Source organism: Corynebacterium lemuris (assembly GCF_024919295.1).
GTDB lineage: Bacteria > Actinomycetota > Actinomycetes > Mycobacteriales > Mycobacteriaceae > Corynebacterium > Corynebacterium lemuris.
In genome coordinates this window covers 211,972-227,328 of sequence record NZ_JANWTC010000001.1, presented here as the reverse complement: position 1 = coordinate 227,328, position 15,357 = coordinate 211,972, and the positions used below count along the sequence as shown (strand labels likewise).

The window sequence follows — 15,357 nt, the reverse complement described above, 5'->3', positions numbered from 1 at the left end:
CAATCAAACAGGGCCAGTCTACCCACGGTCTCCGCAGATACAGGAGGGCCCCGGTGCGCATCACTGCGCACCGGGGCCCTTCAGCTGCGGTGGCGGAGGGATTTGAACCCTCGGTTGGGGGTTACCCAACAATCGCTTTCGAGGCGATCACCTTCGGCCGCTCGGACACGCCACCTGGTCAGGCCGATACTCGACCAAGGTCCAAGACTAACGGAGGGTGTCCGGACGGGCCAAATCAGCGGCGCTTGTCGTCGTCCTGGAAGGAACCGAGGATCTTGTCGCCGGTCTCCTTGATCTTGTCGCCGGCCTTGTTCGCGGCCTCCTTGATGTCGGCCTTGGTCTGGTCGGCCTTGCCCTCGGCCTCGAGGCTCTCGTTGTCTGTGGCCTTGCCGAAGCCTTCCTTGGCCTTGCCGCCGAGGTCCTCCGCCTTGTTCTCGAATGTACCCATGGTGTTCACTCGCTTTCTTCGGATCGGTGTTCGTTCCTCCACGCTAATGACACATCGGCAGACGCGCATAACGTCAACGTAACGATCCGAAGAAATCTTCCAGCAGCCCGGCGCACTCCGCCTCCAGCACCCCGGCGCGCACCGCGGGGCGGTGGAGCTGGCCGGGGGCACGGACGGCGTCGATAAGCGAGCCGCAGGCGCCCGTCTTCGGTTCGAAGGCACCGAAGATCAGCTCCCCGACCCGCGCGCCGAGCACTGCGCCCGCGCACATCGTGCACGGTTCGAGGGTGACCACCAGGGTGCAACCCGTCAGCCGCCAGGAGTCCCCGTGCTTTCCCACGCCCCGGCGGATCGCCAGCATCTCCGCGTGCGCGGTGGGATCCCGGTCGGCCTCCCGCCGGTTCGTGCCGGTGGCCAGTTCACACCCGTCAGGACCGAAGAGCACTGCCCCCACCGGGACATCCCCCGCCGGGGTGGCGCGTGCGATCTCGAGGGCACGCCGCATGAGGTGCTCGGCACGCACCAGACCTTCCTCGCGGGGTAGAACGCTAATCCTCGATCCCCACCGCAGCCATGAACTCATCCGCGAAGCCCAGCTCCTCCGCGATGCGCACTAGCTGTTCTGAGGGCCACGTCTCCGTGTCGTCCACGATGACGCCGAGTACCTCGTCGCTGAGCCCCAGGTCGGCGAGCAGTTCGAAGTCGCCGTCCGCCCAACCGTCGACCTCATCGAGCTCGTCCGGGTCCAAGTCGGGGATCTCCGCGTCCAGTTCCGTCAGGACGGAGGCGGCGAATTCATCGTCCACCGCCATCGTCGCGTCAGACAGCAGCGCCTGCACCCCATTGGGGGTGGGCCGGATGATGACGAAATAGTCGTCATCGACGCACAGCAGCGCGAAGGCCGGCCCCTCGCTGCGCAGCGCACGGACCGCGTTGACGGAGGTGTCCAACGAGGAGAAGTCATCGTCGAAGGCACGCACCACCCACTCACCCTCCGTGCGGGTGACCGTGACGGCGAAACTCTGGCCGTACTCCTCGTGTTCCATACCGGTGAGATTAGTCTGCTTGTGCCACACTTGTCAGGTGACCTCGACAAACCTTTCCCGACCCATCTGCATCCTCGGCCTCGGCCTCATCGGCGGCTCCCTCATGCGCGACCTCGCCGCCCGGGAAGTCCACGTCTACGGCTACAACCGCTCCACCGATGCCGCCCGCGCCGCGCACGACGCCGGCTTCGACGTCTCCATCGACCTCACCGCCACGCTCCAGCGCGCGGAGCGGGACGGGGCGCTGATCGTCCTGGCCACGCCGATGCCCGCCATCCCGGCGCTTCTCGACGCCATCATCGGGCACGCCCCCTCCTGCGGCATCACCGATGTCGTCTCCGTCAAGGCCGAGGTGTACAACCTGGTCAGGGAACGCGACCTGCAGGACCGCTACGTCGGCGGCCACCCCATGGCCGGCACCGCCGAATCCGGTTGGGAGGCCTCCCGCACCGGCATGTTCACCCGTGCCGCCTGGGTGATCACCTACGACCACGCCCCCGGGGCCTCACTCCGCTGGATCGCCCTGTGGACCGACGTGGTCCGCATGATCCTCGCCGTGGGCGCCGACGCCATCCCCTCCCGCGTCGACCGGCATGACGCCGCCGTCGCCCGGATCTCCCACCTCGTGCACGTCTTCGCCGAGACCCTCGCCATCGTCGGGGACAACGGCGGGGCGCTGGCCCAGTCGCTGGCGGCCGGCAGCTTCCGCGACTCCACCCGCGTCGCCGGCACCCACCCCGCCCTGGTGCAGGCCATGTGCGAGACCAATGCTCCAGCCGTGGTCACCGCCCTCGATGAGGCCCTCGAACTGCTTCACGACGCCCGCGCCTCCCTCACGCAGGACAACCCCGACATCTCCGCCCTCACCGAGGCCGGTTACTCCGCCCGCGTGCGTTTCGATGCCCGCCACGGTGCCCGCGGCGAGTCGGTCTCCCCCGTGAAGATCACCTCCCGCCCGCTCCTGCGGCTCAGTCCCGGTGCCCCCGGCTGGGTCGGTCAGCTCGAGCAGGCTGAGGCCCTCGGCGGGCGGATCGAGATCTTCTGAGCAGGTTTCCCCCGCGACGCTCACATGGTGGCTAAGGTGGAGACCGGTTTCACCCGAAAGCCTGTGGACAGCACTGTTTTGTTGCTGACGCCGTGAGCTCGGCACAGGCTGTACATCGGAGAAAAGGGGACAAGATGAGGATCGCACGTATCTCCCGGAACCGGTGGGTGACAATCCCCCCGCGCGAACCCGATGCCGCCGTCATGCAACGGTGCACCCCTGAGACAGTCAGGGAAGCACTGGCGGAAATTCCCGGAGCCTCTCTTGCATCGGTCCGGATAAACCGGTCGGGGCGGCTGGAGGTTCCTGCCAGCGGCATTCGCCTGGCCTTCGTCGAGGAGGATCTCCCAGACTACTGCGATGTGGTGGTTCACTTCACCGGCAGTGGAGGACACGTGGCCACAGTCCGGGTATGGGTGCCGCTGGTGTGGAATCACCGCTTCCTGGGCACCGCGGGGATAGGCAACAGGCTCACTGCGGGGTTTGTGCCGGAAAATAGTCTGCGCATAGTCACCCTGGCCACAGCGGTGCGCAATGGTTTCGCCGCAGCCAGCACGGATGGCGCCGTCGGCGCCGACCCCCGATTCTCTGACTGGCAGCTGAACGAACGGACAAAAGAGATCGATGAGGATCTCGTGGACAACTGGGTTCACCGGAGTACCCATGAAATGACGCTGATCGGCAAGGCAGTCACCACGGCGATCCAGGGCACAGCACCACAATTCTCTTATTTCCAGGGCGGATCCGGCGGGGGTCGCCAGGCGATGGCCTCAGCCATCCATCACCCTTCCGACTACAACGGAATCTGGTCCGATGTACCCGCCATCAACTGGACCCGCACCATCCCCGCTGAGCTGTGGCCGTCCCTGGTGATGAAGGAACTGGGCAACCCCCTGCCACCGGCCAAACTTGAGGCCTTCCGACAAGCCGCTGTGGCGGACTACAACCGGACTCACTACCGGACAGAACCGTTCATCACCAGCACCAGGCCGCATGATTTTGATCCTCATCAGATCATCGGCCAGGACACCGGCCACGGTGTGATCACGGAGTTGGATGCCGTGGTCATGAAGATGATCTGGGACGGTCCCCGTTCCGCCGACGGACAACAGCTGTGGTTCGGACTCCGCCCCGGGGTGGAGTCATGGGGCTGGTCAGGTTCCGCAGGGGGTCTGTGCCGCACCTCGGAGGATACCGAGGGAAATCTGACCCCGGAGCCCTTCCCCGTCGCCCACTCGTGGTTCCGCACCTGGCTCCTGCGTGATCCGGACTGGGACTGGACGAACCTGACCTTCGATGAGTACGCGCATCTTTTCGCAATGGGGGTCGAGAAATTTTCCCGTGCCGCAGTCGATGATCCTGACCTGAGTGCATTCCGGGACGCCGGGGCGAAGCTGCTGATCACACATGGCACCGACGACCAGGTTGTTTTCTCACAGGGCACCTGCCACTATTTTGACCGGGTTCTCCGGCAGATGGGGGGATACACCGCAACCAGTAAGTTTGCCCGGTTCTTCCTCTGTCACGGGGACGGGCACGGATTCCCCACCGCAACCAAGAGCTACGGCACGGACTTGGCGACCGGGATGATCGCACTGATGAACTGGGTGGAGAACGGAATCGCCCCGGCTTCCTTGGAGCTGCTGCATTTCACGCCGGGCAATTCCGTGGCCGACACTGCGGTGGCGCATCCCTATGGACAGGAGTCCTGCACCGGCCCTCCGTTTCCTGAAAGTCAACGGGAGCCCTGACCCCTGGGGGAGGGCGGTTGCTACTCTGATCAATGTGACCACGGCATTTGATGAGTTTATTTCCGGGCGTGTCCCCGGCCAGCACAGTCAGGCGGCGCACCACCGCTTCCTCATCACACTGTTCGGCCTGTACGCCCGGCCTGCGGGAAAATCCATCCCGATCTCCCAGGTCGTGGATCTGATGTCCGACCTGGACCTGGACCCCGCGAGTGTGCGCTCCTCCGTATCCCGGTTGAAGAAGAAGGGGGTCCTGGTCCCGGACACCGACGGTGGTGATCATGGATACGCACTGGCTGCGGAACTGGAAAAGCACCTCGTGGAGGGGGACCAGCGCATCTTCTTTCCGAAGACACAGGATGTCCATGAACCGTGGCTGCTCGTCTCATACACCGTCCCCGAAACACAACGGAAACACCGGAACACCATCCGCACCGGGCTCATCCGCATGGGTTTCGGCACTGTGGCCGCTGGCCTGTTCATCGCCCCTCTGCATCTGCGGCACGAGGCCGCCGACTACATGACCCAGCACGGGTTGTCAGAGTTCGTGGATTTCTTCTCCTCAACCCTGCTGCAACCAAGTGATCTGCGAAAAAAAGTGGCCGAATGGTGGGACCTGGAGGAGCTGGAGGGCCACTACCGGGAGTTTCTCGACGCCTACGAACCTCTTGCCGCCGAGTGGAAAACCAACACCTCAACAGATCTGGACACGCTCAGAAGGGCCTTCCAGACCTATGTGCCCATGATCACGCACTGGCGCAGATTGCCTTACCTGGATCCGGGGCTGTCCCCCGAACTGCTGCCCGAGAACTGGGCTGGAAGTCAGGCCAGGCAGGTTTTCCACACCCTCCACGATGCAGCAGGGCCGCTGTCCGAGAGCTTCATGCAGCGAAGTGCCAGATGAAGCGGATCAATGATTCCCCGGTAGGGGCACAGCCATGTGGGCCAGCAACAGCCATCCGTCATCTCCACCACGGACCCAGGTGGCGAGGACCCGGTTGTTCAGGTGGACCGGTTCCTCGCCGACGAGCAGCTCCGCGGCGAGATCTCCGACAACCACTGCAGTGCCCCCCACAAGGGTCACTGTGTCGACGGGGTGGTGGGCGGAAAGATAACGGAACCCACCTGAGCTGTTCTTCCGGATGAAAGAGTCCAGGCTCTCCCTGTCGCCCGTGGCATGCAGAAAAACAAGGTCAGGATGGCAGAGAGCAGCATAGGCGGAAAAATCCTGCTCCAGGAGCATGCGGTAACGCCGCTGCTCCAGATCCACCAGTGCATCGCGGGCGCTACCCGAATCTGATTGCCGGGACATGGAGGTTCCTCTTCTCATTGGGGGCGGGGACGTCACAGATGGACAGGCCTCAGGGCTCCACGGCGAAACGCATCAGCTGCTCCATCAGGATATCGGCCTCATACTCGAAAGTGTCACGGTCGATGCCCTGCATCATGGGAGCGTCGCCCCAGGCACCCCACGTTCCGAACTGGTAGGGCAGGTCATAACAGTGTCCTGCATGGACATGGTCCTGGTTGCTCTCGCGGGTGAAAACATGCCGCTCGGTCACCACTCCCCTCTTCTCCAGTTCCCGGGAGAGTTCATGAGGAAATCGCTGGAACTGGGCCCAGGAGGAGGCCGCCACCACCTGCTGGTAAGGGCTCAGACCTGACCCTTCCCCGGAGTACCGGCCTCCGGAGACCAACTGTTCCGGAAGGTCATGCACAGGCCAGGATCCCAATTCCCGGTCCACCGTCTCTTGATCGGATGCCACGTGGGCAGGTGAATTGTGGAAGAAGGTGGCGGTCTCATGAGATGCCCATCTCACCAGAACGCGTTCGACATGCACCTGCCCGGCGATCTCCTCCGGGGTAAGCAGGTGGCCTGGCAGCTCCGGGGTACTGACCGGAAGATAGCCGGAGGGCGCATAGGACAACCTCGGTGGTGCCGCATCCCGGGACAGGGACGACTGCCCGGTCGCCAACAACTGCTCGACAGAAACCCGCCCCATCGTCTCAGGTGCGATCTCTCCGGTGACAAGTTCGTTGATCCGCCGCTGCTTCGCAGGCGTCCAGGGGCTTCTCACCCCCATGCTCAGGTGTGCGGCCCGGTGAAACAGTCCCCGGGTCTCGGGAAGCGTAGATAGCAGGTGGCTGTACCAGCCCCCGGCTGACTGGCCCGCCACCGTGATGGACTCCGGGTCACCACCGAAGTCATCCACATGATCCCTTACCCAACGCAGGGCCAGCAGAAGGTCTTCCACCGGCAGCGGCAGGCGGAGGTCCTCCCCCGGGCCGAGGTGTCCGATCGGCCCAATCCGGTAATTGACGGTGACCACCACGGCGCCGCGCGCCGCCAGCCGGGCGCCGTCGTACCACTCGTTGGATCCGCCGCCGCTCGTCCATGCGCCACCATGGATGAAGAAGAGCACGGGGAGGTCTACAGCGTTCCGGGGGGCCCAGATGTTGAGGAAGTACGCGTCCTCCGACCGGGGGTTCGGATGTCCTTCACCCATGACTGAAGAAAGTCGACTGGTGTTCTGCGGAAAGACCGGCACTTCGGCCAACCTCTGCACAGGCAGCCTGCCCGCACCCGGCTGGGCAACAGCGAATCGATGAGGGGCGACAGCATAGCGGAGGCCGAACCAACCGTCGATGACTGCTCCGTCCGTACGTTGGCTGACGTTGGGCCGGGCATCGTGGCCGAGGTGTCTCATGGTCTCTTTTACTCCTGGGTCAGAGCTTGGTGGAGATGAAGGGGGTGTCCGTCAAGACATTTCCGTGGAGCTCATGACCCATCGGAGCCGTAATGGATGCGTGCCGGGTTCCGGTATTGACGTCACGCCACATCCTCCCCAGCAGGCTGCTTTCACCGAATGATGCGGTTCCGTGGAGCCAGCAGAGTTCATTGACAGCATCGACCATTACTCTGCCTGCGTTGCCGATTGCACCACGGTGTCGTGCGCGTTCATTGAGGGGCATCGGGTGGTCCCCCGATGCCGCCTCGTCGATTCGGCGGGCCGATTCCTTCAGCATCAGCAGCGCTGAGTCGATGGCGGCTCCTGCATGGCCCAGGTTCTGCACGAACGCCCCCGAATCAGAGGCCTTCCTGTAATTCGTGTAGGTAATTCCGCGTTTTCCGGCCCGGTCCGCGACATAATCAAGTGCCGCATAGGAAGCACCCACCGATGCAGACTGGATGGTGGTCGACATCGTCAGGTGCGGGGTCAGTCGGCGGGCGAAAGTCTCTTCAGCCTGCGTTTCAAAGCCCTGCCCCATGAGCCGTTCGAAGGTGATGACGCGGTGGTCCTCAACCCACAGATCCTTAGTCTGCATGGTGTTTGACCCGGTACCGCGCATACCGATGGTGTACCAGGTGTCCTCCACCTGGTACTCGCCGCGCTTCATCATCACGAATCCGAGTGGCGGGTTATCGGGGTTGTAGGAAGGATCGGAGTCATCATGGAGATACAGGATGCCCAGGGCCCACTCAGAGTGGGTGACGTTTGACGAAAAGGGCCAGCTACCTTCAATCAGCCAGCCTTCCCCGTCACGTTTTGCGACGCCTTGAGGGCTGGCGAAGATCGAGGCCATGGGTACAGCGCCGTCGGCAAAGACCTCATCAAGCAGAGTGTAGGGGAGGCGGTTGGCCAGCATCACCGAGCCATTGGAGATTACTGCGCACCAGGCGGCGGCGGGATCATAGTAGCTGATTGTCCGGCAGACATCGAGGACCATGCTTGCCCCACCTTCATAACCACCGTATTTCTTCATGGTGGTCAGGCTCAGCGCACCGATGGACCGGAGAGCTTCGATCGTCTCATCGGTCTGCACCCGATTCTGATCAGCAATGACGGCATTCTTCTGCAGCAGCGGCCCGATTTCGTGGACCTTGTCGATGATTGCGTCTGTGACTTCCTGGGCCGGCGGCCGACTCTGACGAAGGGGGTTAGCCGTGTTTTCCATGGTCTTGATCATGGTTTTCTCCTGGGGATGTGAAAAGGGTTGGGTATGAAGCAGAGATGAGAGTCAGGTAGTGGCAGGATCAGCCTCAAGCATCGTGATCCCATGCTTCTTGGCAGCACTGAGCAGGCGCTCCTCCGTATCGCTGTCGACGACAAAATCGCGCTGAGGAGCGGGGTAGTCGGCCGGAACCGCCACTTCGCGGAAGAAATTCTCCAGCCCACCGGGAGCGCTCAGATTCAGCCACCTGGTCTCCACCTCCGTTGAGGCCTGGAAGATGTGCGGCACATCGCGGGGCATGAACATGCAATCTCCGGCGCCGAGGACCATCTCTCGCCCGGCAATCCAGAAGGTGACTTCCCCCTCGAGGATGTACAGGATCTCGTCCTCGTCCGCGTGCTCATGCAGCGGGGGTTTCGATCCGGGCTTGGCGTGGGTCTGGGTCAGCATGAATTTTCCGTGGGACATCTCCGAGGTCACGATCGGCTGGATCAGGTCCCCAAGGAACCACCAGTTCTCCCGCTCCTCTTTACGGATCGCATAGACGCGTTCCATGGGCTCATTGCTCGGCTTAGCGGGGTAGGGACTGGTCGTGGTGTGTGCCATGATCTTCCTCCTTGGTGATTGATATCACTGGCATAGATACCAAAGATACAACGGCCGACTACTTTTAGCAATAGTTTACAGTGAAATAGATATCTAAGTTTTAACGGTCGTCAGATTAGGGCTATACAAACGGCCCAACATGTGGCACTCTGTCGTCCAGGTCACAATCACCCCACCCTGTTGAAAGGATCTCCGATGACCACCTCACTCTCCCTCATCACCAGGCAGGAAGCACCTGCGACAATCGATCCCCAGAAGCTTCGGAAGGCCTTTGGCCACTTCCCCTCCGGGATCGCCGCTATCGCCGCAGACGTCCAGGGCTCTCCGGAAGTCATGGTGGCATCATCCTTTTCAGTCGGAGTCTCGCTGGACCCGCCGCTCGTGCTCTTTTCCGCACAAAAATCCTCCACCACCTGGCCCGTGATAGCATCCGCGGACCGCATCGGAGTATCCGTGCTCAGCCAGGAGCACTCCGCAGCCTGTCGGCAGCTGGCAAGTAGAAATCGGGATATCCGGTTCAGTTCAGTCTCCACCCGCACAACCCAGGCAGGCGCAGTGGAGATTGAGGGGTCAACCGCCTGGTTCGACTGCTCCGTATTCGCCGTTCACGAAGCCGGGGACCATTACATCGTGGTTTTCAGGGTGCATGACCTGCACCTGAATGAAGACAAGCAGCCACTGGTGTTCCACCGGTCCCAGTTCACCCACCCGGCCTGACCCCCCGGGCCAGACTGAAGATTTACAGGAGCAGAAATGGAAACCATCGAAGGCATTGTGATCCCTGGGAATCAACTGGGTAGGCAGCTGGGCTTCCCCACCGCCAACATCGCACTCCCGGCCCGGCTGATCCCTCAGGCCCTCCAGATGGAAGGGGTATGGGCAGGCGTGGCCACCTGCCAGGACGAGACACGCTGGATGGCCACCATCTCCATCGGCCGACGCCCAACGTTCTACGGCGAACACGGGGAACTTCTCCTCGAAGCGTTTCTCCATGACTTTTCCGGGGACCTCTACGGGACAACCCTGAAAATCAGTCTCCGCAGGTTCCTCCGGGAGCAGCTCGCATTCCCCTCCCCCGAAGAACTGATCCTCGCCATGAACTCTGACGCTGACAGAACCCGACAACTACTGGTCTCCCACTGACTCCACAGCCCTCCTCGCACATCAACTCCACCGCTCCAGGGCAAAAGGGGGCGACATGGTCAATCATGACCTGTCGCCCCCTTTTTCTGACCCCCCACAGAACCACCTGCATGGCAAACAGGGCAGCCCCCTCGCCTCAAAGATGTCGACCCGAACCACTCCCGCCTAAAATTTCATTGCAAAATCCGTACGACCGATTCTTGAAAGATCTTTTTCCACTCCCTGATCTGGCGATATATCAACGATCGTGTAGATAGGGGTATACATTTCCTCCAAACTGTGCCATTCTGTTGCTCATGTCACAGCAGAGCCGGAGAATGCGACCCGGTCACAGATGAGGGATGGGCTGTTCCCTCTTCTCCGACTCGTCCAGGCAACGCCCGTTGCTCCGCAGACATACACACAGGCAGGCAGGCTCCCGGGAGCCCTCACCTTTTCCCGTACTGCCAGGCCCCCTCAATCCCCCAATTCCACGTGAGGAACAATGACAACTACAACAAATCAGGACCAGCGGGAAGGGCTCAGGCCGCACCTGGCCGACAGCACCTCAGCAACCGCTCCCCCCACCATGACCAGGAGGGAGAAACTCCGGGTCATCCAGGGAGTCGGAATCGGTAATGCCCTGGAATGGTTCGACTGGACCTCCTACACCATCTTCGCGGCGTATTTCGCGGGCCAATTCTTCGTCGCGGAGAACCCCACCACAGCTTTGCTGGGCACCTTCGCGGTCTTCGCGGCGGGCTTTCTCATGAGGCCCCTGGGCGGGTTGTTCTTCGGCTGGTTGGCCGACCGCAGGGGCCGACGGGGTGCAATGACCCTCGCCATGATCATCACGGCTCTGGGCAGCATGGTGATCGGCATCTCGCCCACCTATGAGTTCGTCGGTGCATTCGCCGCCGCTTTCCTTCTGGCCGGCAGGCTGCTGCAGGGGCTCGGCCACGGGGGAGAAGTCGTCTCCTCGTTCACCTACGTGACCGAAATGGCGCCGGCTGACAAGCGTGGTCGATGGTCCTCTACAGTCTTCGTCTTCGTCACACTCGGCGTCACCACAGCAACTCTGCTCGGAGCGCTCCTCACAGCGGCGCTGGGGGTGGAAGCTGTCTCCGACTGGGCCTGGAGAATCCCGTTCATTCTCGGTGGTTTCCTCGGCGTCTATGCGCTCTACCTGCGTCGTAATCTGGATGAAACCCCCATGTTCGAGCAGAAGCATGACCCGCATGGCAGCGCCGCCGATACTGTGGATACACCGCCACGCGGCAGGCAGCTCTGGCGGGAGATCTGGCGACACCGCAATGCCTGCCTGAGGATCATGGCCCTAGCCGCAGCCGGAACGGTCCTATACTACGTGTGGGCGATTCAGGCGCCCGCCTTCGCCATCGGCGCCCTGGGCATGCCGCCCGGTCCGGTCATGTGGATCGCCACGGCGGCCAACCTGTTCTTCATCGCCTGTCTGGCCTTCTGGGGTTGGTTCTCCGACCGCGTCGGGCGAAAGGCCAACTGGTATATCTTCGCGCTCGGGGGAATCGTCCTCACTATTCCGCTGACGCTCCTGCTGACTGGTGGGGAAGGCGAACTCTGGAGGCTGGCGGTGTTCATGTTCGCAGGCATGGTCCTCATCGCCGCACCCACCGCGATCATGCCGGCTTTCTTCCCTGAGCAGTTCCCCACCCGGATCAGGGCCATCGGTATGGGAGTCCCGTATTCCGTGGCTGCGGCCCTGACCGGAGGGACCTCCCCCTATCTCCAGACATGGCTGTACGACATCGGCGCTCCCAGGGTGTTCGATATCTACCTGATCATCCTGTGCGCGCTGGTACTCGTCGCCACCTGGTTCGCTCCCGAGACGAAGGGCAAGCCGTTGCCTGCCTGACCGGGACCGGCCGCGCTTGAGGCCACCCCGGCAAAGGCCGAAGGCCGGTCATCCTGTTTCAGGATGACCGGCCTTCGAAATGGTGCGCCCGGAGGGATTCGAACCCCCAACCTTCTGATCCGTAGTCAGATGCTCTATCCGTTGAGCTACGGGCGCCCGGCTTGTTGCTGTGCAACGAGAACTAACACTACAGTGCCCTCGTTGCAGCAGACAAATCGCCAGGTAGTGACCTGTTTAGATGACGAGACCGAAGACCGGCACCGCGACGAAGTAGGTCGCCAGGGTGATCAGCACGACCGCGATGAGGTTGAGCCAGATGCCACCCTTGATCATGTCGCCGATCTTGACGTAACCCGAACCGAAGGCGATGGCGTTCGGCGGGGTCGCCACGGGGAGCATGAACGCACAGGTCGCCGACAGGGCCACCGGGATGGTCAGGAGAAGCACGTTCATCTCGGTGGCGCCGGTCAGACCGATACCGACGGCCACGCCGCCCATGATGGGCAGGAAGGTCGCGGCGGTGGCGGTGTTGGAGGTGAACTCGGTGAGCACCAGCACCAGCAGGGCGACGGCGGCGATGAGCAGGAAGGTCGGCAGGACCTGAAGTCCCTTGGCCACCTCACCGATCCACAGGGACAGGCCGGTGGCGGTGAACATGCTCGACAGCGACAGGCCGCCACCGAAGAGCAGCAGCACATCCCAGGGCAGTTCGTTGGCGGTCTTCCAGTCCAGGATGCGCACACCGGTCTTGTTGTCGGCCGGGATGGTGAACATGAGCAGCCCGGCGATGATGCCGACGATGGCGTCATCGTAGGTCATGTCCGCGCCGACCCAGTCGAGGATCAGGGGAACGAAGATCCAGGACAGGGCGGCGGCCACGAAGATGATCGTCACGATCACCTGGGGGCGGGTCCAGGAACCCATCTTGTCGATCTCCCGCCGGATGAGCTCGCGACCGCCCGGGATCTCATCCATCTCCGGTTTGAAGACGGTGATCAGCACCAGCCAGGCAATAACGGTGAAGATGGCGGCCACGGGGACACCGACCATCATCCACTGGCCGAATCCGATGGAGATGCCGTGGGCCTCCTCCATGTAACCGGCCAGCAGAGCGTTGGGCGGGGTGCCGATGAGGGTGCCCAGGGAGCCGATGGAGGCGGAGTAGGCGATGGCCAGCATCAGTCCGGTGGCGAACTTCTTCTGGTTGCGCATGCCACCGACCAGGTCTGCGGTCAGGTGCAGCACGGACAGCCCGATGGGGAGCATGACCACGGCGGTGGCGGTGTTGGACACCCACATGGAGAGGAAACCGGTGGCGATCATGAATCCGAGGATCAACCGCTTGGGGCTGGTTCCCACGGCCAGGACAACGGCCAGGGCCATGCGGCGGTGCACATCCCAGCGCTGGAGACCCAGGGCAAGGAGGAAACCGCCGAGGAAGAGGAAGATCGTCGCGCTGGCGTAGGGTGCACCGATCTGGGCGAAGGTGGCCACCTGCGAGATGGGGAAGATGGCGATGGGCAGCAGTGCGGTCGCCGCCAGCGGGATCGCCTCGGTCATCCACCAGGCACCCATGAGGATGGTGGTGGCGGCCACGATGCGCATGGCCTGGTGGGAGTACTCGGTCTCGGGGTCTGCGCCCGCGGACTGGAGCACGGTCTCCGCGGCATCCGCGGGGAAGAAAAGGTAGACGAGGACAGCAAGCAGCAGACCGACGAAGATGCCGGTGGCCTGCCTGCGCCACTCGCGCGGATCACGGACCTCGGTGCTTTCACCGGGGGCGGGCTTGACCTGGACCTCCGCTCCCGTGGTCTCAGTATCGGAGGAGGGGGTGCTCATTGCAGTTACAGCAGCTTTCTGATGAAGGGGCGGATCGAACGAAAAATACCGGGTCCGGCCCCAGGGGTGAGGCCGGCTCCCGGATCGTCGGCGCTTGCCGGCGGCCACCACCCTCGCGGGAAGTGCGGCACGCCACATGTTCGCAAATCGAACACCGTCACGCGAAACCTGGCCGTCCACCCCGGAAAATTGCCCTCATACGGGGGCAGACAACGCCCGGAACCTACAGACCGAGCACGGCCTTGGCGATGAGGAAGTAGATGATCAGGCCCGTGGCATCCGAGAGCGTGGAGATGAACGGGTTGGAGAACACCGCCGGGTCCGCCCCGACCTTCTTGGCGATGATCGGCATGATCCCGCCCACCGTCGCCGACATGGTGCACACCCCGAAGAGGGTGGAGCCGATGACGATGCCGATGTCCAGGCCGTAGACGAGCGTGGCCAGCAGGAAGCCCAGGGAGCCGAGCAACGCCCCCAGCAGCATGCCGACGCGTACCTCCCGCCAGGCGACGGCGCCGACATCGCGTGGGCGGACGTCGCCGAGCGCCAGTGCGCGGGTGACGGTGGTGGCGGCCTGGTTGCCGGTGTTGCCGCCGGTGCCGGTGAGCAGCGGGATGAAGAGACTGAGCACGACGGCCGCGGCGAGGGTGTCCTCGAAGGTGTCGAGCACCTGGACGGTCAGCAGCGCCGAGACCGCGAGCACCAGCAGCCACACTATGCGCGAGCGCACGATCTTCAGCAGCGGGGTGGACAGATAGGGCTGCTGCAGGGGTTCATGGGCTCCGGAGCGGGCGGTGTCCTCGGAATCAGCTTCCTCGATGATGTCGGCGGCGTCATCGAAGGTGAGCATGCCCAGCAGGCGGCCGGACTCGTCGACGATCGGCATCGCGAGCATGTCCAGGGGCACGAACCAGCGGGCGGTCTCCTCCGCGTCGTCGTGGGCGGCGGCGAAGACGGGTTTGTCCATCAGCTCCGACACCTCCACCGAACCGTCGGCGGTGAACAGGTCGCGCAGGGAGGTCACCCCCACCAGCCGGTGGTCGCGGGCGATGATCGGCAGGGTGTAGATGGTCTCCACGTCATCGGCGACCCGGCGCAGTTCCTGCAGTGTCTCGTCAATGGTCAGGTCCGCGTAGAGGTGCGGGACCTCCGGCGACATGCGCCGGCCGATGGAGCCTCTGGGGTAGCCCAGGACGACGCCGGTGATGTCGCGTTCGGAGTCGTCGAGGTTGCGCAGGAAACGTTCGGCGATCTCGGCAGGCAGCTCGTCGAGAAGTGAGACCCGGTCGTCGGGGTCGAGTTCGGCGAAGAACTCGTAGACGGCACGGTCACCCAGGGCGTCAATGAGGTCGGCCTGGTGCGCGGCGTCGAGGGTGTCGAAGACCTCGATGGAGCGGCGGCGTGAGAGCAGGCGCAGAACCACGGCAGCGCGTGTCGCGGTGGAACGTTCGACCAGGCGCACGACGTCCTGGATCGGTGGCTCATCGAGCATGACGGCCAGTTCAGCCGCGCGTTCCGGAGGGACGTCCTCATCGGAACGAAGGATACGTTCGAGGCGTTCCAGCACGTCGACGTCGCTCATGATGCCACCTCCCGGAGGTCAGGCGCCCGCCGGACAGCAGGCTCATCCGTCGGTCAACGCTAGCCCTTTTCCTGGC

General features: G+C 63.2%; 15 protein-coding genes and 2 tRNA genes. 6 read left to right on the top strand and 11 right to left on the bottom strand.

Annotated features, from left to right (window positions below; translation table 11 throughout):
* Nucleotides 1-87 precede the first annotated feature (87 nt).
* The 4 genes from NYP18_RS01130 to NYP18_RS01115 form a co-directional block, all read right to left on the bottom strand.
* Nucleotides 88-175: transfer RNA gene (locus NYP18_RS01130), tRNA-Ser, on the bottom strand.
* Nucleotides 176-235: 60 nt separating this feature from the next.
* Nucleotides 236-448, bottom strand: a complete 213-nt coding sequence (locus tag NYP18_RS01125) for a CsbD family protein (RefSeq protein ID WP_259426294.1) — start codon at nucleotides 446-448, stop codon at nucleotides 236-238.
* A 73-nt stretch (nucleotides 449-521) separates the two neighbouring features.
* Nucleotides 522-1,031: a nucleoside deaminase gene (locus NYP18_RS01120; RefSeq protein WP_259426293.1), complete on the bottom strand. Its 510-nt coding sequence runs from the start codon at nucleotides 1,029-1,031 to the stop codon at nucleotides 522-524.
* On the bottom strand, nucleotides 997-1,494 hold the full coding sequence (locus NYP18_RS01115) for a tRNA adenosine deaminase-associated protein (protein WP_259426292.1): 498 nt from the start codon (nucleotides 1,492-1,494) through the stop codon (nucleotides 997-999). Before NYP18_RS01115 ends, NYP18_RS01120 begins: the two co-directional genes overlap by 35 nt.
* A gap of 37 nt (nucleotides 1,495-1,531) precedes the next feature.
* On the opposite strand from NYP18_RS01115, the gene NYP18_RS01110 reads away from it, so the two are divergent.
* The 3 genes from NYP18_RS01110 (at nucleotide 1,532) to NYP18_RS01100 (ending at nucleotide 5,191) form a co-directional block, all read left to right on the top strand.
* The gene (locus NYP18_RS01110; RefSeq protein ID WP_259426291.1) at nucleotides 1,532-2,539 is read left to right on the top strand and encodes a prephenate dehydrogenase; all 1,008 of its coding nucleotides are present in this window, start codon (nucleotides 1,532-1,534) and stop codon (nucleotides 2,537-2,539) included.
* Between the two features lie 395 nt (nucleotides 2,540-2,934).
* Nucleotides 2,935-4,290, top strand: a complete 1,356-nt coding sequence (locus NYP18_RS01105) for a tannase/feruloyl esterase family alpha/beta hydrolase (RefSeq protein ID WP_439648033.1) — start codon at nucleotides 2,935-2,937, stop codon at nucleotides 4,288-4,290.
* 34 nt (nucleotides 4,291-4,324) lie between these two features.
* Nucleotides 4,325-5,191, top strand: coding sequence for a PaaX family transcriptional regulator (locus NYP18_RS01100; RefSeq protein WP_259426290.1), 867 nt, complete (start codon nucleotides 4,325-4,327; stop codon nucleotides 5,189-5,191).
* A gap of 6 nt (nucleotides 5,192-5,197) precedes the next feature.
* On the opposite strand, the gene NYP18_RS01095 is transcribed toward NYP18_RS01100, so the two are convergent.
* The 4 genes from NYP18_RS01095 to NYP18_RS01080 are packed head-to-tail and all read right to left on the bottom strand — an operon-like array spanning nucleotide 5,198 to nucleotide 8,847.
* Nucleotides 5,198-5,599 (bottom strand): nuclear transport factor 2 family protein, encoded by a 402-nt coding sequence (locus tag NYP18_RS01095; protein ID WP_259426289.1) that lies wholly within the window; start codon nucleotides 5,597-5,599, stop codon nucleotides 5,198-5,200.
* Between the two features lie 49 nt (nucleotides 5,600-5,648).
* On the bottom strand, nucleotides 5,649-6,995 hold the full coding sequence (locus tag NYP18_RS01090) for a carboxylesterase family protein (protein WP_259426288.1): 1,347 nt from the start codon (nucleotides 6,993-6,995) through the stop codon (nucleotides 5,649-5,651).
* 19 nt (nucleotides 6,996-7,014) lie between these two features.
* Nucleotides 7,015-8,256, bottom strand: coding sequence for an acyl-CoA dehydrogenase family protein (locus tag NYP18_RS01085; RefSeq protein ID WP_259426287.1), 1,242 nt, complete (start codon nucleotides 8,254-8,256; stop codon nucleotides 7,015-7,017).
* Between the two features lie 51 nt (nucleotides 8,257-8,307).
* Entirely contained in the window at nucleotides 8,308-8,847 is a 540-nt protein-coding gene (locus tag NYP18_RS01080; protein WP_259426285.1) for a cupin domain-containing protein, read from the bottom strand.
* 195 nt (nucleotides 8,848-9,042) lie between these two features.
* Between NYP18_RS01080 and NYP18_RS01075 the strand changes: the two genes are divergently transcribed.
* From NYP18_RS01075 to NYP18_RS01065, 3 genes are all read left to right on the top strand, one after another.
* Complete coding sequence (locus tag NYP18_RS01075; protein ID WP_259426284.1) at nucleotides 9,043-9,564, top strand: flavin reductase family protein; 522 nt, start codon at nucleotides 9,043-9,045, stop codon at nucleotides 9,562-9,564.
* 36 nt (nucleotides 9,565-9,600) lie between these two features.
* On the top strand, nucleotides 9,601-9,990 hold the full coding sequence (locus NYP18_RS01070; protein ID WP_259426283.1) for a riboflavin kinase: 390 nt from the start codon (nucleotides 9,601-9,603) through the stop codon (nucleotides 9,988-9,990).
* Nucleotides 9,991-10,474: 484 nt separating this feature from the next.
* A complete protein-coding gene (locus tag NYP18_RS01065; RefSeq protein ID WP_259426282.1) occupies nucleotides 10,475-11,860 on the top strand; it encodes an MFS transporter in 1,386 nt (461 codons plus the stop codon).
* A gap of 80 nt (nucleotides 11,861-11,940) precedes the next feature.
* On the opposite strand, the gene NYP18_RS01060 is transcribed toward NYP18_RS01065, so the two are convergent.
* The 3 genes from NYP18_RS01060 to mgtE all read right to left on the bottom strand — a co-directional run bounded on the left by NYP18_RS01060 (nucleotide 11,941) and on the right by mgtE (nucleotide 15,281).
* A tRNA-Arg gene (locus tag NYP18_RS01060) sits at nucleotides 11,941-12,016 on the bottom strand.
* A 78-nt stretch (nucleotides 12,017-12,094) separates the two neighbouring features.
* Nucleotides 12,095-13,699 carry an SLC13 family permease gene (locus NYP18_RS01055; protein ID WP_259426281.1) on the bottom strand — a complete coding sequence of 535 codons (1,605 nt, stop codon included), beginning with the start codon at nucleotides 13,697-13,699 and terminating at the stop codon, nucleotides 12,095-12,097.
* Between the two features lie 223 nt (nucleotides 13,700-13,922).
* Nucleotides 13,923-15,281, bottom strand: coding sequence for a magnesium transporter (gene mgtE, locus NYP18_RS01050; protein WP_259426280.1), 1,359 nt, complete (start codon nucleotides 15,279-15,281; stop codon nucleotides 13,923-13,925).
* Between the last annotated feature and the right edge of the window lie 76 nt (nucleotides 15,282-15,357).